The following is a 17981-nucleotide window of genomic DNA, read 5'->3' on the forward strand; positions in this document are numbered from 1 at the left end:
TCAGCTGCCGCTCCCGACGCGGTCCCGCACCTGCGCCACCCACTTCAGCGACTGCAGGTAGGCCAGCGATTTCGGTCGTCGCAGCACGGTTGCCGTGCGCAGCGAGAGGAGGAACTCCTCCGGGCCGTCGAAGCGCCGCATCCGCAGTGCGCCTGTGCCGACCCCCTGGAGCACGTGGGCGTCGGACCCGGCGCCCATCAGCAGCCCGTACTTGCGTGCGAAGCGGAGCGCCTCGTCGTTGTAGGTGTCGAACAGCAGGCGGGCGTTGTAGACCTCGAGCACGTCGATCTCCGGGAGGTGCCGGTGAAGCGTGGCCGGCGCCGGTATCGCATGCATGCGGTCGAACGGGTGGGGGACGTACACGACACCCTCCTGCTCACGGATGGCGGCGACCGTGTCGGCGAACGACATGCCGCGCGGGATCTCCTCCCGCAGGAAGAGTCCGATGACCTCGCCGTCGCGGTCGGTCTTCACCTCCTCGCCCGGGATCACGACCAGGTCGCGGCCTCGCGCGAGCCCGGCCGTCTCGAGGGCTCCCTCGAAGACGTTGTGGTCGGTGACCGCAATCGCCCCGAGCCCTTCGTCCTCGGCATGCTCGACGAGGGCGCCCGGCTCGATCGAGCAGTCGTGCGAGTGGTTCGTGTGCATGTGGAGGTCGGCGACGATCCACTCGCGGTCGGCGAGGGGCTCCGTCGCGGGCGGCCGCGGCCGTCGCTTTCTTCCCTGCGCCTCCGTGTAGAGCGCCTCCAGGCGCTCGGCGACGTCGTCGAAGCCCGCGTCGGCGACCGACGCCCGCCGGGCGGCGCCGTCCCGCTCGCGGGCGCGCGCGTCCTCCGCGAACCGCAGCAGGCCCGCGGCCGCGAGCTCCGGTTGGGCGACCACACCCGGCGGATCGACGACGGCACAGCCCGCTGCCGAGGCTTCCACGCGCAGGCGTCGCAGGCCGTCCGGCGACGGTACGACGATCGCCGCGTCGTTCAGGATCTCCGCACGCGCCCCGCCGCTCACGGCGGTGCGGATGTGGACGCGGTCCCGGAGGCCGAGCGGGATCGAAGGCCGGGCCGCGAGGCGCGCCGTACGGACCAGGACGGCCTCCCACCCGTCGAGCGCGCGGAGGGCGCGGAGGGCAGCCCGCACGACCGGCAGCGCCCCCACCGAGGTCTCGATCACGACCACGTCGGCCTTCGGGCGGGGTGAGAACCGCTCGAGGTCGACGCCGGCCGGGACGACCGTGTAGCTGCCGGGAAACCGCTCGGCCGCTCGTTGCGCGACGTTCTCGCCGGTCGCGACCAGGTGGTCGACCCGGGCGAGCAGTCGGTCGCGAAGGTTCCGCCGCGGCGGGTAGCTGAGGCGCTCGGGGTCGACGAACGTCGCTGCGGTGGTGGTCTCGGCTTCCAGAAGAGCGACGTAGGCGAGGCCCGGGAGGCCCGGGTCGAAGCCATGGACGACGTCGAAGCCGCCAAGCCGCAGCGCGGTTGCGACGTTCGCACGGACGCCCACCGGGATCCCGACCGCCGACCTCGGCGACACGGGCACGGCGCGTGACACCGCGACGACGCCCTGGAGCTCACCGGCCTGGAGCGCACGCCGGCCCGCGAGCAGATCGGCCGAGCGCGACGACGGCGCCAGCACGACGACGTCGTGGCTCCGCGCCCGAAGCGCGTCCGCAACGCCCGCGACGTGCTCGTTCGTGTCGTGCGGCACCGTCCACGCGTGTGGGGTCACGAGGCAGATGCGAAGCGGCACGGGTCTCGATTGTAGGCGGCGGCGCGCGCTGGTCACGGGCTACGCTCGAGTCGTGAGCGACGTCAGCATCACCGTCCGTGCGAACGGGCCGTACAAGGTCGTCGGGCCGATCAGGATCGTCGACGCCGAGGGAAGGGAGTTCGCGCTGCCGGAGGGCTCCGCGGTTGCGCTGTGCCGCTGCGGCCGCTCGCAGAACAAGCCGTTCTGCGACGCGTCGCACAAGCGAGTCGGTTTCGTCGCCGACGAGACCTCGCCCCGGGTCGCATCCCACACGTCCCTCTAGATGACGTGCCTCAGAGGCGGTCAGCGCTTCGGGTCGGCCGAATTGGGCCGGACAGCGCCAGGGCAAGCTCGTGTTGGCGCGCGTCGATGCGGCCGCCCAGCTCCTCCAGGGCGCTGCAGGCCGGATGTCCGGCGGGGAGGTTCAGCACCGTCAGCGACTCGCCGAGGGAGCACGCACCGGCAAGGAGCTTCTGCAGCGGCGCCCGGCCGCCGCCGACCTGGAGGACACTGACCCGGCCGCCTTTCACGCGCATGACGGCTGCAGCGCCGTCGACCAACAGGCCCCGCTTGTCGGGGAGGGCGGCGAGGGATGCGTCGTCGCGTTGCCATGGCTCGCGGTGCGTCCGCCGCGCGCGGAGCCATGCGTGCGCCGTGTCCGCATCCACCTCGGACGGCTCTTCGCCGTCGGCCTCCAGCGACCAGATCTCGAGCTCGCGAACGTGCTCGAAGCCGCGGCGCTCGTAGAGCGCTCGGGCCGGGAGATTCTCCTCGAGCACCTCGAGGGTCACACGCTCGATGCCCGCTGCCCGGGCCGCGTCGAGGGCGGCGCGCAGCATCGCCTCGCCGATCCCGCGACGTCGGTGTCGCGCGACGACGCCCATCCCCCCGATCCAGCCCTCGGTGCCGCGGCGCGCGACGAGCACGATCCCCACCGGCTCGCGGTCCACGATCGCGACGCGAGAGAGGTCGAGGTCGCCGTCGACCATCTCCACCATCGACGCGAACGTCGGGCCGTCGAGCGTGATCGGGAACCAGTACCCCTCGTAGCAGGCTGTGAACAGCGCCGCCAGCCTGTCGACGTCGAGCTCCGCGGCAGGGCTCAGCTGGGCCATCGGATGAGCGTAGTCGGCCGCCAGAGCCTGCCGGAGCGCTTGACCCGAGGGCAGGACAGGGGTGTAGAGGGCGAGAGAAGGTGGGGCGGCGCCGACGAGGTCGCCGCCGCCCCGAGAAGAGCCGGTCAGGCCTCGACGCTCGTCTTCGCCTTCGGCTTCCGCGCGTTCTTCGTGATGAAGCGCTCGGTGTTCTCGTGGGCCTCGCTGTCCACGATCTGGACCGGGGGAGACTTCATCAGGTAGCTCGAGGGTGCCTCGAGTGCGCCGGCGATCCCGTTGTTCAGGGCCAGCTTCGCGAGCCGGACGGCGTCGATCACGATCCCGGCCGAGTTGGGCGAGTCCCACACCTCGAGCTTCAGCTCGATGTTGAGCGGCACGTCACCGAACGAGGTGCCCTCCATGCGGATGTAGGCCCACTTGCGGTCGGTCAGCCAGGGGACGTAGTCCGACGGGCCGACGTGGACGTTCTTGTCGCCGAGGTCGTAGTCGAGCATCGACGTGACGGCGTTGGTCTTCGAGATCTTCTTCGACTCGAGGCGGTCGCGCTCGAGCATGTTGAGGAAGTCGGAGTTGCCGCCGACGTTCAGCTGCATCGTCCGGTCGAGGTGGACGCCGCGCTCGCGGAAGAGGCTCGTGAGGACGCGGTGCGAGATCGTCGCGCCGACCTGCGACTTGATGTCGTCGCCGATGATCGGCACGCCGGCCTCCTCGAAGCGCTTCTGCCAGTAGCGCTCGCGGGCGATGAAGACGGGCATGCAGTTCACCATCGCGCAGCCGGCCTCGAGGATCTGCTCCGCGTACCACTTCGCGGCCGCCTCCGAGCCGACCGGGAGGTAGTTGACGACCACGTCGGTGCCCGTCTCGCGGAGGATCTTGACGATGTCGGCGGTCTGGCCGGGAGCCTTCTCGACGATCTCCGAGAGGTACTTGCCGAGCCCGTCGTGGGTCATGCCGCGGGAGACCTTGATGCCCGTCTGCTTGACGTCCGCGAACTTGATCGTGTCGTTCGGGAAGGCCCACATCGCGTCGGCGAGATCCTCGCCGACCTTGCCCTTCACGACGTCGAACGCCGCGGTGAACTCGATGTCGGAGATGTGGTAGCCGCCGAGGTCGACGTGCATCAGCCCGGGGACGAACTCGTCCGGCTTCGCGTCCTTGTAGTACTCGACGCCCTGCAGGAGCGAGTTTGCGCAGTTGCCGACGCCGATGATCGCGACACGCACCTTGTCCTTCGTGCGGCCGCCGTTCTTGGAGCCGTTGGTCTCGGCCATGGTGTCCTTTCCGTTGGTCATCTGGGGGACGCCGAGCCCGTCCGCGAGCGCGGCGAGGATGACGTCGTTCGCGTTGGCGCCCGAGCGGGCGGCCTCGGCGTGCACTTCGTCCTTCAGGTCGTGCGGGACGCGCAGGAGCAGGACCGGGCTACCTCCTGCTAGCACTTTGCGCCGTCGACCCGTGGGGATATAGGGAAGGCCGAGTGACTCGGCGAGGATCGAGGCCGCGACGTCGTTCACGTTCGAGCCGCGACGTGCGGTCTCGCGGACGAGAGCCCGTTTCAGCGGGGTCGGCATTCGGACGAGGATGCCGACTCTCTCAGATTTGCTAGCAGCCAAAGTGCTAGCAGCCTAGCACGTCGGCTCGTCGCGCGCGTCAGTTCACGACACAGCGGCGGTCGCCGGAGAGCAGTGCTCGCTGTGCTGCGTTGGCCTGCTCGTCGCTCGCGGCGTCATACGCTCTCGGCGCGGGGCCCTGCCACATGACGTCGGGAGTCACACCCGGACCGATCACCGTCGCGCGGTACTGCCTGCCGCTGCCGACGCCATGCGGGCCGTGGGGATAGAACCCGTAACAGAAGGCCCCACCGGCTGGGTGCGTGAGGAAGCTGTTCTCGCGCTTCCACCCGGCGCCGTAGGCCGAGCCGAGCGTGTCCAGGAACACGTTCCGGCCGTGCGTGTCGAGCGGAACGCCGAATCGCGTGGAGCGGAAGCCGAAGACGCCCTGGCCCCTGAAGGTCAGCCTGCCGTAGAGGTGATGGAAGCGGCGGTACGACCAGTCCGTCCAGATCTCGAGAACCGGCAGCGGCCCCGACCAGTGCGAGAGCCGCAGCTCCCAGGCCGCGCGCTCGGGTGTCGGGGAGACGCCGTAGTTGGGGAGCATCCGCTGCCACGACTGGACGGCCCAGTGAGTCCCGTCCTGCGCGGTGCACGCTGCAACGCGCCATGCGAGGGGAGGGCCCCGGTACGCCTTGCATGCGTTGGGGCCGATCCCGCCTCCGACCCGCAGCTGGAACGCCACCTGTGCCTGGGACCGGCTCGGCGGCCGTGCGTCGACGGCGCCCCAGGCCGCGACGGTCCGCGCCGTGCCTTCCGAGCGGAAGCTCACCAGCGCGCGCCCCTGCGCGTCGACCTGCAGGCGGACGTCGGTCGCGTTGCGGCCGATCAGCTCGGAGGCCCCGGCGGCCGCGGGGAGGGCAGCTGCCGTCAGCAGGGAGACGGCGACAGCGGCTCCCCACCAAGCTGCGTCGCGCCTCATCCTGATGCTTCCTCCACCGCGGGCGCCTCTCTCCCCCGATCCTGGAAACCGAGTAACCGTCCATTCTGCTACGGCGCGGCGGTGAAGACAATCACCCTCACCGCGCCGAGCTTCGACGGCGTCCCGTGCGACGGGAGCCCTACGCGGCCGGGTCGGCGAGCTCCCGCAGCTGGCGGCGGACGAAGAGGATCCGCTGCGCGACGGTGAGCCACGTGAGCGCCGCGAGCGCGTAGACGGGCCACTGGAGGAGCCCCCAGGGGGCGAGGCCGAGGCCGACCGCGATCAGCACGACGCGCTCCACGCGCGAGCCGAAGCCGACGTCGCCGCGGAGGCCGAGCGCCTCCGCCTTCGCGCGGGTGTAGGAGACGAGAAACGAGCCGATCACCGCCGCGAACGCGGCCACCAGCGCGACCTCGTTGTCGTCGTGCATGAACGAGAGCCCGATCGCCGCGAGCATCGCCGCCTCGCCGACCCGGTCGAACGTGGCGTCCAGGAACGCACCGAAGACCGTGCCCTTGCTGGCCGCCCGCGCGAGCGCGCCGTCGAGGATGTCGGCGATCGAGCCGATCACGAACAGCACCCCGCCGAGCCAGAAGAAGAGGTGCTGGTTGCGGGTCTCGAAGCCCACGAGCAGCGCTCCCGCGAGGCAGAGGGCGACTCCGGTGAGCGTGAGCATGTCGGGCGTGAGCTTGGTCTTGGCGACACCACGCATCGAGCGGCGAAGGATCTCCCGCGCCGCGGCGGTGTACTCCTGCTTGACCCGGTCGAGTTGGCTGACGCGCGGCCCGTCGCCGGGCGTGCTCACGCGGAGGCCGAGTGGAAGCGAGGAAGTCGCTTGCGGAAGAGGATCGCTGCGGCGAGGAGCGCCAGCGCGAAGCCGGCGAGGCAGTCCAGCCAGTAGTGGTTCCCTGTTCCCATCACCGCGAACGTCACCCAGGCCGGCCACGCCAGCCAGAGGGCGCGGGACACCCACGAGCGGCAGACGGACGCCATCACGATCCCGACGATGAGCGCGTCCATCGCGTGCAGGCTCGGCATCGCTGCGTACGGGTTGGCTGCGAACGAGACGAGCCCGCTGTCGTGGTTGACCGAGGCGTACTCGGCGAGCGTGTCCGAGAACCCCCACTCGGGGTACATCCGCGGTGGGGCCGTCGGCATCAGGACGTAGCCCACCAGGCCGAGGAGGTTCGCCGCGATCAGCCAGTTGCGGAACGGCGCGAAGCGCTCGTGGTGCCGGAAGTACACCCAGAGGAGCGCGACGCCGACGACGGCGAACTGCGAGAGCCAGTACGTGTACGACGTCGCGAGGATCAGGAACTGCGACTGCTCGACGAACCCCTGCACCGCCGGCTCGATCAGGGTGTTGAGCTTGTTCTCTGCCTCGATCACGAGCGTCCCGTTCCAGAACGCCTCCGCGATCCCGCGGTCCGCAGCGCCGCGGGCCGCCTGATAGGCAGCATAGAAACCGAGCCACACCGCGAACTGGAGGGCAAGGTGCGCCCATCCACGCGGCAGCCGGCGTGCCTCCGCGTAGCTCGTCACTCTGGCGCCGATTCTATCCAGGCGACCCGTCGCACCCGTCGCACCACCGTCTGGCAGGATCCGTCGATCGTGTCAGAACCCAGGAGGTATGCGGCGTGAGCGGCTTCACCATCAAGCACGACGACGAGCTCGAGCGGGATTACGGCAAGTGGGTGCTGGTGCGTCGCTCGCTCGGCCTCGCGTCGTTCGGGATGAACGCGGTCGAGCTCCCGCCGGGCGATTCGATTCCCGAGCACGACGAGACCGGGCGGGACCACGAGGAGGTGTTCATCGTGCTCGAGGGCAGTCCTACGCTGGTCGTCGACGGAGCCGACCACCCGCTGCGGGCCGGCTCGTTCGCGCGGCTCGACCCGGAGCCGCAGCGAACGGTGCGGAACGACGGCGACTCCGTCGCGCGTGTGCTGATCGTGTCCGCGCCGGTGACGAGCGGGTACGAGCCGCTCGGCTGGGCCTGATCCGTCAGCGCATCGCGTTCGCGGCGCCGATCGTCTCGACGTACTGCGCGCGCTCGTAGGCGCGCGGGTTGCCGCACGCGACCTGGCTGAGCCGTCCGCGCGCCTCGCCGAGCGTGAGGCCGTTCGCGTTCAGCCAGTCGGCGAGGCCGTGCCGCACGTCCCGCATGCGTCCGATGCCCTCCTGGAGGAGCGCCGAGGTCATCATCACGGCGTCCGCCCCGGCGAGGATCGCCTTTACAGCGTCCTGCGACGTGTGGACGCCGCCGGTCGCCGCGAGGCTCACGTCGATCCGGCCCCGGAGGATCGCGAGCCACCGCAGCGCGATGCGGAGCTCGTCGGGTCGCGAGAGCTCGAGGCTCGGCGAGACCTCGATCGCCGACACGTCGACGTCGGGTTGGACGAACCGGTTGAAGAGCACGAGGCCGTCGGCGCGCGCCTCGGCGAGGCGATGCGCGACGTTGGCGAACGCCGTGTAGTACGGGGACAGCTTGACCGCGACCGGCACCGTCACCGCGTGTCGCACCGCGTGGACGAGCCGGAGCGTCCGCTCCTCGATGCTCGCTCCCGAGGCGTAGGGGTCGGTCTCGACGGAGTAGACGTTCAGCTCGATCGCATCCGCCCCCGCCTCCTGCAGCAGCTCCGCCGTGCGCGTCCAGCCTCCGGCGGTCGTCCCGTTCAGGCTCGCGACCACCGGCACGTCGAGCTCCCGCCTGGCCTCGCGCACGAGGTCGAGGTAGGAGTCGAGATGGCCGTGGTCCACCGTCGCCATGTACGCCTTCGCCTCCCCGGCCTGCCCCTCTGCGTGCCAGAGGGCTTCGGACGAGGCGCCGGCGCCGTCGGTCACCTCTTCCTCGAACAGCGAGGGAAGGACGACCGCCCCAGCGCCGTGATCGACGATCGCTCGGAGCGTCTCGAGCTTCCCGGTGAGCGGGGAAGACGAGGCGATCAGGGGGCACTCGAGCGTCAGCCCGAGATACGTGGTGGTGAGGTCCGCGGACATCGCTCCTCCTTCGTCTCGGAGTGAAAGGATCGTCCCGGGCCGAGTCCCGGGGCATCCGGGGAGGCGCCGATCGGCGCTGCGGCTTATCCGCCGATGTAGGACATCTCGATGCGCGGCAGCTCGGCTGTGCCCTCGGTGCGGATCTCGGAGTAGCGGTCGGCGCGCCGCGTCCACACGCCTGCGATCTCGTCGCGGAGCTCGTCGTCCGTCGCGCCCGAGCGGACGAGCGCCCGGAGGTCGGTGCCGCGGATCGCGAACAGGCAGGTGTAGAGCTTCCCTTCCGCCGAGATGCGCGCGCGCGTGCAGTCGCCGCAGAACGGCTCGGTGACGGACGCGATCACGCCGATCTCGCCGGCGCCGTCGCGGTAGCGCCAGCGCCGCGCGACCTCGCCGCGGTAGGCCGACTCGACCGCCTCCAGCGGGAAGACCGCGTCGATCCGCTCGACGATCTCGGCGGCGGGCACGACGTCGTCGAGACGCCAGCCGTTCGTCGTGCCGACGTCCATGTACTCGATGAACCGCAGCGCATGGCCGGTGCCGCGAAAATGGCGGGCCATGTCGACGACGCCCGCGTCGTTGACCCCTCGCTTCACGACCGCGTTCACCTTCACCGGCAGGCCGACCGCCGTCGCGGCGTCGATCCCCTCGAGCACTCGGGAGACCGGGAAGTCGACGTCGTTCATCGCCTTGAAGGTCGCGTCGTCGAGCGAGTCGAGGCTCACGTTGATGCGGTCGAGCCCCGCGTCGCGGAGCGCCTGCGCCTTCCGCGCGAGGAGAGAGGCGTTCGTGGTGAGCGTCAGGTCGAGGCCGTCGATCGTCGCGAGCCGGGCCACGAGGCCCTCGAGCTCTTTCCGGAGCAGCGGCTCGCCACCGGTCAGCCGGATCTTCTCGACTCCGAGCGCGACGAACGCGCGCGCCACCCGTTCCAGCTCTTCGAAGCTCAGAAGCTCCCTGCGGTCCATGAACCGGTAGTCGTGTCCGAAGACCGACTTCGGCATGCAGTAGGCGCAGCGGAAGTTGCAGCGGTCGGTGACGGAGATGCGGAGGTCGCGAATCGGGCGACCGAGCGTGTCGAGAGGGTGCACACCCACAGCGTACGGAACGGGAGAATCCCCGCGTGCGCGCGCTCGACGTCGTCCTGCCCGAGTTCGACCACCACGAGGTGCACGCGATCGAGCTCGACGCGGATCCGGAGCGGGCGGTCGCCGCGTTCCTCGCGGCGCAGGCGGCGCCGGGGCGGGTCGTGGGGATGCTGTTCCGGCTGCGCGGGATCCGCACGAGGCCGACGATCGAGGGCCTGCTGACGGGGATCGGTTTCTCGGTTCTCAGTCGCTCGTCGAGCGAGGTGGTCATCGGGGGCGCGGGACGCCCCTGGACGGCGCGCGGCGGGATCCGTGCGCTCGCCGACGCCCGGCCGGGCGAGGTACGGGTCGCCGTCGACGTGCGGGCGTCGCCCCTCGACCGGGGTCGTTGCGTGCTGTCGACCGAGACGCGGATCCAGGCCGTCGACGACGAGGCGCGCGAGGCGTTTCGGAAGTACTGGCGTGTCGTGGGGCCGTTCTCCGGGCTCGTCCGACGGCGATGGCTACGTGCCGCCCGGGCGATCGCGCAGCACGACTGACGTCGCGGGGTGCGCGAGCACTTCCGGCGCCGGGATAGCGTTGCCCGATGTCGCGACGGGCTCCGATCCTCGCGCTCGTCGCGGTCACCGCGATCTGGGGCTACACGTTCGTCCCGGTGCAGGAGGCCCTGGCGGTCTACCCGCTGTTCGCGTTCCTCGCGGTTCGGTTCGCGATCTCGACGGTGGCGCTCGCGCCGTTCGCGTGGGGCTCGCTCCGCGGCCTCCCCCGGAGGGGATGGGCGGCCGGGCTCGGCGCCGGGGCGCTGCTCGCCGCCGCGTACGGGCTGCAGACGGCCGGCCTCGAGCTGACGACCGTCACGAGCACGGGCTTCATCACCGGGCTCTACGTGGTTTTCACCCCGCTGATCGCGCTCGCTGCTTTCCGGACGCCCGTTCCCGCGCCGGTCTGGGTCGGCGTCGTGCTCTCGCTCGCAGGGCTCCTGCTCCTGAGCGGCGCCCCGGGCGGCTCGTGGGCCGGGAACGCGCTCGTCCTCGGCAACGCCGTCGCGCAGTCGCTCCAGATCGTCGCGATGGAGCGGTTCGCCCCCCGTTACGACGCCCGCGCCCTGACGTTCCTGCAGATGAGCGTCGCCTTCGCGGGATTCGCGGTCGTCGCCGTCGCCGCAGGGCAGGTCGAGGCTCCGCCGGACGCCAAGACCTGGTACGCGCTCGTCGTCACCGGCGTGTTCGCCGGCGCCCTCGGCTACCTCGTCGCGACCTGGGTGCAGTCGCGGACGACCGCCGCACGGGCCGCGCTCGTGTTCACGCTCGAGGCTCCGTTTGCTGCGCTCTTCGGGGTGCTGCTCCTCTCGGAGCGGCTCGGCTGGGCCGGTTGGACGGGCTGCGCCGTGATGCTGACGGGCATCGTGCTCGCCGAGCCGGCGGCGGCCTCGGTCCTGCGACGTCTCGTGCCCGTGCGCTCGTAGTGGACGCCGTCGCCCTCGCCCTCGCCTCTGCGGCGCTGTTCGGCGCCATGCCCGTTGCAGTCCGCTTCGCCCTCGTCCCGCCGCTCGTGCCCGCTGCCGTCGGCGCCCTGCTGATGCAAGTCGGGACGTTCACCGTGCTGTGCGTCGCGGCCGCGATCCAGGGAGGCGTCACCCTCGACGGCCTCGTGCCGTTCCTGATCGCGGGTGCGATCGCTCCCGGCCTCTCGAACCTCTTCATCACGATCGGCATCCGCGAGGCCGGCTCCTCGCGCGCCTCCGTCGCCTTCGGCATGGCGCCGCTGTTCGCGGTCACGATGGCCGTCCTCGTGTTCGACGAGCGGCCCGGCGTCGTGGTGCTGCTCGGTGCCCTGCTCATCGTCTGCGGCGGCGTCGCGCTCGCGCTCGAGCCGGAGCGGCCGCGTCACGTCCGTCGGCTCGGAATCGCGTTCGCGCTCGTCGGGGCCGCGCTCTTCGCGCTCCGCGACAACCTGGTCCGCGACGAGTCGCTCGAGACGGAGGTGCCGTCGATGACCGCCGGCGCCGCGATGCTGGCGTCGAGCCTCGTCGTCACGTCGTGCGTCGTCCTCGTCCGCAGGAATCGCGTCGTCTGGCCGGCGCGGGTCGTCGGGCGGTGGCTGCTCCCGGGCGCGTTCGTCGGTTTCTCGTACGTCGCGCTCTTCGAGGCGTTCTACCGCGCCACGGTGTCGGTCGTCGCGCCGATCGTCGCGACCGAGTCGCTGTTCGGCGTCGTCTTCTCGGCGCTGCTGCTGCAGCGGACGGAGCTCGTCGGCCGCCGGGTCGTGCTGGGCGCCGCCCTCGTGGTGACGGGCGGCGCCCTGATCGCGGCCTTCCGCTAGCGCGTTACTTCTTGACGGGGTTGAAGTAGTGCTTCTGGAGCCAGAACGCGACCTTCTTGCCCATCACCGTGCCCTGGACGTCCGCCGTCCGGAAGTGGATGCCGCCCCGGATCCGAGCCTCGATGACCTCCTTCGTGGCGAGCGAGAACCGCTCGAAGTGCCGCGGCTGTCCCGGGAACCTGTCGGAGTGGATGTCGAACGCGATCTTGTCCGTCCCGAAGAACTCGCGGAACGTCCGGAACACCGAGCCGCTCACGCATCCGTGACCCGACGGATGGTCGGGGAACGGCGGCGTGGCGAGACCCGCGCCGGTCGAGCGACGGAAGAGCGACTCCCAGTTCGGGTCGCCGATCGTCGCGGCGTTGCCGTCGCTCTCGCCCTCGCGGATCGCCGCCCGCGGCCGCCAGAACATGTAGTGGTACTTGTCGTTCCAGCAGCTCGTCGCTGCGTCGGACATGGCGACGTTGATCATCGCGTAGAGCCGGGCCTGCTTGAAGGTGTTGAGGCCGTACCGGTTCGGTGCGGCCAGGTCGCGGGCCATGCGGTTGTAGAGCGCCGCTGGCGGGAACTGCCAGAAGACCGCCGCCGTCGTCTGGTCGGCCGTGCGCGTCGTGCTGTTGATCGCGCCGAGCGACTTCACCTCGTTGTAGTCCTCGGCGTAGTCGGAGCTCGTGAGAGCGGGCGGGCCCTCCGAGCGGAACTGCGACGGGCTCTGGATAACGAAGGGCTTCAGGTTGCCCACCCAGCCGTCGGGATCGAACGCCGGGGCGGCCGGCCAGCCGATCGGCCGCCAGTCTCCGGGATCCGTGCCGATCGTCGGGGTGAAGGCCGCCAGGTAGCCGTCGTTCTGCCGCGACGCGAGCATCGCGGCCGCGGCCGCTTCGCCTGCCTCGACGCCGTCGGCCTTGGCCGCGGCGACCAGCGCGGCTGCTGTGGTCATGCGGGCCCAACAGCTGCGCACCAGGCTCATGCGGATCCCCTCTTTTCCTTGGCAGACATGGACCCACCGTGGGTGTCAGAGGATCGGCACGCCTGCGCGCGAGCTTGAGGTCTCCGAGGAGATGACGATCGTCCCCGAGGCCGTCGAGAAAGGGCGAGAACGATGCGTCCACTAGCGCGTCAGCGCTCGACGATCGAGCGCCGCCCTCGTGGTGACGGGCGGCGCTGGATGGCCGTCGTGCGCGGCTGCCCTCTAGCTCAACAGTTCGGCGTCGCGGCAGGGATGATGAGCGCGGCGTCCTTCGGGACGACGTAGCTCACCCACACCTCGGTTGTCCCGGGGCCAGGGTTGTAGGCCCGGTGGACGTTGCCGAAGCCCTCGTCGACGACGACCTCGCCCGCGTTGAAGGTCAGCTCGGAGCAGTCGTCCTGCACCATCGTGAACTTGCCGGACTTGACGATCACCATCCCGGGGCCGGCGTGCGTGTGCCAGTTCGGCCCCTCGCCAGGCCCGAGCGTGATCCTCTGGATCGCCGCGTCCGCCGGCTGGCCGAGCAGACGCGAGAGGCCCCGTGCGAGCTCCTGATGGTCCTCCTTGAGCGTGATCGTGCCGCGTGCCGGAACCTCGATCGTGATCGCGTAGACGCCCACGGCCATGACACCGGCAAGGCCCGCCAGCCCGATCGTGAGGACGGCGATCCTCGAGCGCATCTTCATGGTCTCTCCTTTCCCGACGGGAGGCCTTCCACGATGCGCCCCCCTTTTCTCGAGTGGTCGTGCCGAGGCTAGGAGGCGGCGCCGATCCGCACTACCGGGGTGGCAGGTAAGCGCTCGGGGGGCTGCCCTCCCGTCCGTCCGGGTGTTGGGGCGCTTGACCTGGCCCGCCCGATCACGGACAACTACGTCGCACCCACCACGGGAGGCCGGTCGCGTTGGAGGCTCGGAACAGCGGGGGAGTGCAGGAGGCGAGCACGCGGGCGGCCGACGACCTTGCCGAGTTGCGCGCCTCGCGACGTCGACTCGTGCTCGAGGCCGACGCGGACCGCAGGTGGATCGAGCGCGAGCTCCACGACGGGGTGCACCAGCACCTCATCGCGCTGGCGGTGAACCTGCAGGTCGCATGCGCGCTCGCGGAGACCGATCCGGCCGAGGCGAATGCCCTCCTCGAACAGATGAGGCGCGACGTCATGGGCGCGCTGGAGGAGCTCTCGGCGCTCGCGCTGAGGATCCATCCGCCTGTCCTCGAGGCGGGCGGCCTTGCGGCGGCCCTGCGCGCGATCCTGTCCGGCGCCGGCGCCGGCACGGCCGCGTCGGTCGACGTGAAGACGCATGTGCGCCATCCACCCGAGGTTGTCGCCACCGTGTACCTGTGCTGCCTGGCCGTGATCGGGCGCGCCGACGCACACGTCACCGTCGAGGACCGCGACGGCGCGCTCGCATTCGAGATCGTCGCCGACGGTCCCCCGCCGACCGCCTTCGACGGGCTGCGCGACCGGGTCGTGGCGCTCGGCGGCACCTTGACCGTCGAGTCGACGGATGCCGGCGCAACGCGCGTCTGCGGCTCGCTTCCGTCCTCGTGAGGCCGTAGATGGTTGATCGGGAAATGGATCAGGGCGTCTTGCAGGCGTCACGCACCGCGAGGCTGCGTCCTCGGTCGCCCCGATATGACGGGCATATCGGGGCTCCCTGCGTCCTTGCCTCGCGGCACGTGCCGCGTGCCATCCACCGTGACCATTTCCCGATCAACCATCTAGCTGCTCTCTGCGAGGTAGAGCACGACGGCCTTGACGCGCTTGTGGACGGCGGTCTCCCACCCGAGCCCGAGCTTGAGGAAGATCGAGTGGATCACCTTCTCGACCGACCGCTCCGTCAGCACGAGCGCCTCGGCGATCGCCGCGTTGTTCTTCCCCTCCGCCATCTCGCGCAGCACGTCCCGCTCACGAGGAGTCAGCTCGTTGAGCGGCGAGCCCTCGGCCCGCGCACTCTCCGCCACGAGCGCGTCCACGACCTTCGGGTCGAGCATCGACCCGCCCTCCGCGACGGCCTCGACGGCGGCAACGATCTGTGCGATGTCGGTGACGCGCTCCTTCAGGAGGTAGGCACGTCGCTCGCTGCCGCCTTCGAGGAGCGCGAGTGCGTAGCCCGGTACCGCGTACTGGCTCAGCACAACGACACCGACCTCGGGGTGCGTCTCGCGCAAGCGGATCGCCGCCTGAATTCCCTCGTCCGTTCCTCCCGGGGGCATGCGGATGTCCGTGACGACCACGTCCGGCCGCTCTGCCTCGACGGCGTCGAGCAGCGAGTCGACGTCCCCGCACGCGGCGGCGACCTCGAGTTCGTCTCGAGTGTCGAGCAGGCGGCTGAGGCCCTCGCGGACGAGGTACTGATCCTCGGCCAGCACGATCCTGATCGGCACGCGCTGAGGATACGGCGGTGACCTCGTGTTTCCCAGGGTCTGGCGGATCGCCGTCGTCTGCCCTGCTCGTCCTCGTCGTCGACGACAGCGAGACGAACCGGAAGCTCTCTCGTGACGTGCTCCGCGCAGCGGGCTTCCTGACGCTCGAGGCGGCGACCGGGCGCGAGGCGATCGCTCTCGCTCGAGACCGCCGGCCGGATGTGATCCTGCTCGACCTGCGGCTTCCGGACATGGAGGGCGTCGACGTCGCGCGTACGCTCCGGGACGAGCCCCGAACCGCGCGTATCCCGGTCGTCGCCCTGAGCGCCGTGCGCCACCTCGGCGACGGGGACTTTCTGCGCTCGGCCGGATTCGACGGCTACATCGCGAAGCCGATCGACGTCCGGGCGTTCCCGGAGCAGGTCCGCGAGTCCTGCCGCGAACGCGACGCGTGACCCTCGGCCGAGCCGATCGTCCGGCGACGGGTGCCAGCACCCCGGGGAGGGCACAGGCAGGCACGGTAGGCATCGGGACGGACATCTTCGATCCTTGCGGCGAAGACTGGACGGACACGTGCCCACATGTGATCATCGTCACGATTCGGCCACCGTCGGGCGGCTGGAAAAGGAAAGGGGGGCGGCGTGAGAATGCGGAGCCTGTTGATCGGAGGGATGGTGGGGCTGCTGGGGCTGCTCGTCGCCGGGGGGCTCACAGCCTGCGGCGGCTCGGGCGACAATGCGCCCGCGGACTTCGTCCTGCAACGCGAGGCCGACAAGTTCGAGATCGGCCAGATCGAGAAGACGTTCCACGAGGCGATGTCGAAGAAGGACATCGACCTCCTCATGAGCCAGTGGGCACCGAACGCAACGCTCACCTTCGGGCCCGGCCGGACCGCGACGGGAAAGGCGCAGCTCCGGAAGATGTGGCTGAAGTCCACCCCGTTCAAGCCGGAGACACACTGGGTCTCGAGCCACCCGGCGTACAAGCTCCGCATCACCGTCAGCGGCGACCGGGGCACGCTGCACTTCGAGTGCCACTTCATCGACTACAAGACGGGCAAGGTGGCGGCGACCACCGTCGCCGACCAGGACGTCGCGCGGATCGGCGGACGCTGGCTGGTGACCAACATGGTCGGGGGGACGACCGAGCTGAAGCCCTAGTGCTGTCGGAGGTCATGTGCGCGAGCGCGCGACAGTCGCGGACTCCGGGCGTCGGCGGGGGCTGAGCCCGGACGACAATCCGCTCGTCCGGGCCGTCGGCCGGCTTCCGGTCGGCGTCCACGTCAAGCTGCTGGTAGCCTTCGTCGGCACGGCGCTCCTCGGCGTCGCAGTGGTCATGCTCGGGCTTCGGCTCCTGGGGGAGTCGAACACCAGGGTGGTCACCCTGGGCGAGCTCCAGGAACGAGCCACCGAGTATGGGAGGCTCCGCAGCGACACCCTCCACATCCGCCTGCTGCTGACGGAGAACGTCGGCGACGACTACTACAAGGTCTGGCCTTTCGGGCGTGCGACCGGTCGGGACGCGGACGGCGTGCTCGCCGTCAACCAGGCGACCGCGAACGCCGTCGCCAGGATCGCGCCGTCGACGCGCCCCGACATCCTCGGGTTCGCGCCTCCGCCCGAGGACGAGCGCAAGCTCCGCAGCATCCGCGCGAGAAGCGAGGAGCTATCGACGGTGTTGCGCGCGATCATCGCCGCTGACCCCGCCGGACCGGGCTCGACCATCTCGCGCCGTCGTCAGAGCAGCGCCGAGCGGCTCGCAATCGATCTGAACCAGCTCGCGACGGAGCTCGCGAACGAGACGCGGACGAAGACCGATGCCGTGATCGCAGAGAGCGCGGGCGCGTACGAGAGCTCGCGGAACCTCTTCATCGGAGTGGCCGCCGCAGCGGTCGTGCTCGCGCTGACGCTGGGCTTCGTCCTCTCGTGGTCGCTGATCGGGCCGATCAAGAGAATCGGGGCACGGCTCGCCGCGACCGCATCGGGCGACTTCGCAGGACACGTCGACGTCAGCAACCGCGACGAGCTCGGCGCGCTGGCGGCCGACGTCAACCGGATGAACGACCAGCTGACGCGGCTCTACCTGGAGCTCGAGACGGCGAGCCGGCACAAGTCGGAGTTCCTGGCCAGCATGTCCCACGAGCTCCGGACGCCGCTGAACGCGATCATCGGCTTCTCGCAGGTGCTCCGCGAGGGGATGGCCGGCGGCGTGAACGAGAAGCAGGCGGAGTACCTCGAGGACATCCTCGCCTCGGGCTACCACCTGCTCTCGCTCATCAACGACGTGCTCGACCTGGCGAAGGTCGAAGCCGGGCAGATCGAGCTCGACGTCGCGCCGTTCTCGCTGCAGGAGGCGCTCCGGCGGGGTGTCGTGATGGTGCGCGAGCGCGCGATGGATGACGGGGTGCGGGTCACGCTCGAGCCGAACGAGGAGGTCGACCTCGTCGCAGGCGACGAGCGTCGAATCAGGCAGGTCGTCGTGAATCTCCTCTCGAACGCGGTGAAGTTCAGCCCGGCCGGTGGCGCCGTCGACGTCCGGGCGACGCGGGTGAACGGCGAGGTGAGGGTCTCCGTCGCGGACTCTGGGCCAGGCATCGCGGAGCGCGATCTGGAGCGGATCTTCGAGGAGTTCCAGCAGTCGGAGACCGGGCTGGAGCTGCGCGAGGGGACGGGGCTCGGTCTCGCGCTCTCGAAGCGGCTCGTCGAGCTGCACGGCGGCCGGATCTGGGTCGACAGCGAGCCGGGCAGGGGAAGCACGTTCGTGTTCACGCTGCCTGCGAGGACGTCGTAGCCGTGGCCGGCGAGCAGGTCCTCGTCGTCGAGGACAACGAGAAGAACATGAAGCTGTTCCGTGACG

20 protein-coding genes are annotated in these 17981 nt (G+C 70.5%); 9 read left to right on the top strand and 11 right to left on the bottom strand.

The annotated features are described in order from the left end of the window. Positions 1–1746, bottom strand: coding sequence for a glycosyltransferase (locus tag VFO26_RS02130; RefSeq protein WP_325113225.1), 1746 nt, complete (start codon positions 1744–1746; stop codon positions 1–3). A 52-nt stretch (positions 1747–1798) separates the two neighbouring features. On the opposite strand from VFO26_RS02130, the gene VFO26_RS02135 reads away from it, so the two are divergent. Next, complete coding sequence (locus VFO26_RS02135) at positions 1799–2029, top strand: CDGSH iron-sulfur domain-containing protein (RefSeq protein WP_325113226.1); 231 nt, start codon at positions 1799–1801, stop codon at positions 2027–2029. Positions 2030–2039: 10 nt separating this feature from the next. On the opposite strand, the gene VFO26_RS02140 is transcribed toward VFO26_RS02135, so the two are convergent. From VFO26_RS02140 to VFO26_RS02160, 5 genes are all read right to left on the bottom strand, one after another. Next, on the bottom strand, positions 2040–2861 hold the full coding sequence (locus tag VFO26_RS02140; RefSeq protein ID WP_325113227.1) for a GNAT family N-acetyltransferase: 822 nt from the start codon (positions 2859–2861) through the stop codon (positions 2040–2042). A gap of 125 nt (positions 2862–2986) precedes the next feature. After that, entirely contained in the window at positions 2987–4132 is a 1146-nt protein-coding gene (locus tag VFO26_RS02145) for an inositol-3-phosphate synthase (RefSeq protein WP_349259031.1), read from the bottom strand. A gap of 376 nt (positions 4133–4508) precedes the next feature. Next, positions 4509–5390, bottom strand: coding sequence for a hypothetical protein (locus VFO26_RS02150; RefSeq protein WP_325113229.1), 882 nt, complete (start codon positions 5388–5390; stop codon positions 4509–4511). A gap of 139 nt (positions 5391–5529) precedes the next feature. Further along, entirely contained in the window at positions 5530–6195 is a 666-nt protein-coding gene (locus VFO26_RS02155; RefSeq protein WP_325113230.1) for a CDP-alcohol phosphatidyltransferase family protein, read from the bottom strand. Beyond that, the gene (locus VFO26_RS02160; RefSeq protein ID WP_325113231.1) at positions 6192–6932 is read right to left on the bottom strand and encodes a phosphatase PAP2 family protein; all 741 of its coding nucleotides are present in this window, start codon (positions 6930–6932) and stop codon (positions 6192–6194) included. The genes VFO26_RS02155 and VFO26_RS02160 overlap by 4 nt, the downstream gene beginning before the upstream one ends. 95 nt (positions 6933–7027) lie before the next feature. On the opposite strand from VFO26_RS02160, the gene VFO26_RS02165 reads away from it, so the two are divergent. Further along, a complete protein-coding gene (locus VFO26_RS02165) occupies positions 7028–7387 on the top strand; it encodes a cupin domain-containing protein (protein ID WP_325113232.1) in 360 nt (119 codons plus the stop codon). A 4-nt stretch (positions 7388–7391) separates the two neighbouring features. Here VFO26_RS02165 and VFO26_RS02170 read toward each other — a convergent pair whose 3' ends face one another. Together VFO26_RS02170 and moaA are read right to left on the bottom strand one after the other, a co-directional pair. Further along, the gene (locus VFO26_RS02170) at positions 7392–8387 is read right to left on the bottom strand and encodes a dihydroorotate dehydrogenase-like protein (protein WP_325113233.1); all 996 of its coding nucleotides are present in this window, start codon (positions 8385–8387) and stop codon (positions 7392–7394) included. A gap of 83 nt (positions 8388–8470) precedes the next feature. After that, on the bottom strand, positions 8471–9472 hold the full coding sequence (moaA, locus tag VFO26_RS02175; RefSeq protein WP_325113234.1) for a GTP 3',8-cyclase MoaA: 1002 nt from the start codon (positions 9470–9472) through the stop codon (positions 8471–8473). A gap of 32 nt (positions 9473–9504) precedes the next feature. Between moaA and VFO26_RS02180 the strand changes: the two genes are divergently transcribed. The 3 genes from VFO26_RS02180 to VFO26_RS02190 are packed head-to-tail and all read left to right on the top strand — an operon-like array spanning position 9505 to position 11791. Continuing rightward, positions 9505–10008, top strand: a complete 504-nt coding sequence (locus tag VFO26_RS02180; RefSeq protein WP_325113235.1) for a hypothetical protein — start codon at positions 9505–9507, stop codon at positions 10006–10008. A gap of 47 nt (positions 10009–10055) precedes the next feature. Continuing rightward, positions 10056–10934, top strand: a complete 879-nt coding sequence (locus VFO26_RS02185; RefSeq protein ID WP_325113236.1) for a DMT family transporter — start codon at positions 10056–10058, stop codon at positions 10932–10934. Further along, positions 10934–11791: a DMT family transporter gene (locus VFO26_RS02190; protein WP_325113237.1), complete on the top strand. Its 858-nt coding sequence runs from the start codon at positions 10934–10936 to the stop codon at positions 11789–11791. The genes VFO26_RS02185 and VFO26_RS02190 overlap by 1 nt, the downstream gene beginning before the upstream one ends. A 4-nt stretch (positions 11792–11795) precedes the next feature. Here the strand turns inward: VFO26_RS02190 and VFO26_RS02195 are convergent, their stop codons facing one another. Together VFO26_RS02195 and VFO26_RS02200 are read right to left on the bottom strand one after the other, a co-directional pair. Next, the gene (locus tag VFO26_RS02195; protein ID WP_325113238.1) at positions 11796–12761 is read right to left on the bottom strand and encodes a vanadium-dependent haloperoxidase; all 966 of its coding nucleotides are present in this window, start codon (positions 12759–12761) and stop codon (positions 11796–11798) included. A gap of 227 nt (positions 12762–12988) precedes the next feature. Further along, complete coding sequence (locus VFO26_RS02200) at positions 12989–13447, bottom strand: cupin domain-containing protein (RefSeq protein WP_325113239.1); 459 nt, start codon at positions 13445–13447, stop codon at positions 12989–12991. 215 nt (positions 13448–13662) lie between these two features. Between VFO26_RS02200 and VFO26_RS02205 the strand changes: the two genes are divergently transcribed. After that, the gene (locus VFO26_RS02205; protein ID WP_325113240.1) at positions 13663–14310 is read left to right on the top strand and encodes a sensor histidine kinase; all 648 of its coding nucleotides are present in this window, start codon (positions 13663–13665) and stop codon (positions 14308–14310) included. Between the two features lie 170 nt (positions 14311–14480). Here VFO26_RS02205 and VFO26_RS02210 read toward each other — a convergent pair whose 3' ends face one another. Continuing rightward, positions 14481–15146, bottom strand: a complete 666-nt coding sequence (locus VFO26_RS02210) for a response regulator transcription factor (RefSeq protein ID WP_325113241.1) — start codon at positions 15144–15146, stop codon at positions 14481–14483. A gap of 17 nt (positions 15147–15163) precedes the next feature. Between VFO26_RS02210 and VFO26_RS02215 the strand changes: the two genes are divergently transcribed. The 3 genes from VFO26_RS02215 (at position 15164) to VFO26_RS02225 (ending at position 17915) form a co-directional block, all read left to right on the top strand. Then, on the top strand, positions 15164–15580 hold the full coding sequence (locus VFO26_RS02215; protein ID WP_325113242.1) for a response regulator: 417 nt from the start codon (positions 15164–15166) through the stop codon (positions 15578–15580). Between the two features lie 192 nt (positions 15581–15772). Beyond that, complete coding sequence (locus tag VFO26_RS02220) at positions 15773–16285, top strand: nuclear transport factor 2 family protein (RefSeq protein ID WP_325113244.1); 513 nt, start codon at positions 15773–15775, stop codon at positions 16283–16285. 16 nt (positions 16286–16301) lie between these two features. Continuing rightward, positions 16302–17915, top strand: a complete 1614-nt coding sequence (locus VFO26_RS02225) for a HAMP domain-containing sensor histidine kinase (RefSeq protein WP_325113243.1) — start codon at positions 16302–16304, stop codon at positions 17913–17915. The last annotated feature ends 66 nt before the right edge of the window (positions 17916–17981 follow it).

The sequence above is a fragment of the Gaiella sp. genome (assembly GCF_035710885.1).
Taxonomy (GTDB): Bacteria; Actinomycetota; Thermoleophilia; order Gaiellales; family Gaiellaceae; genus Gaiella.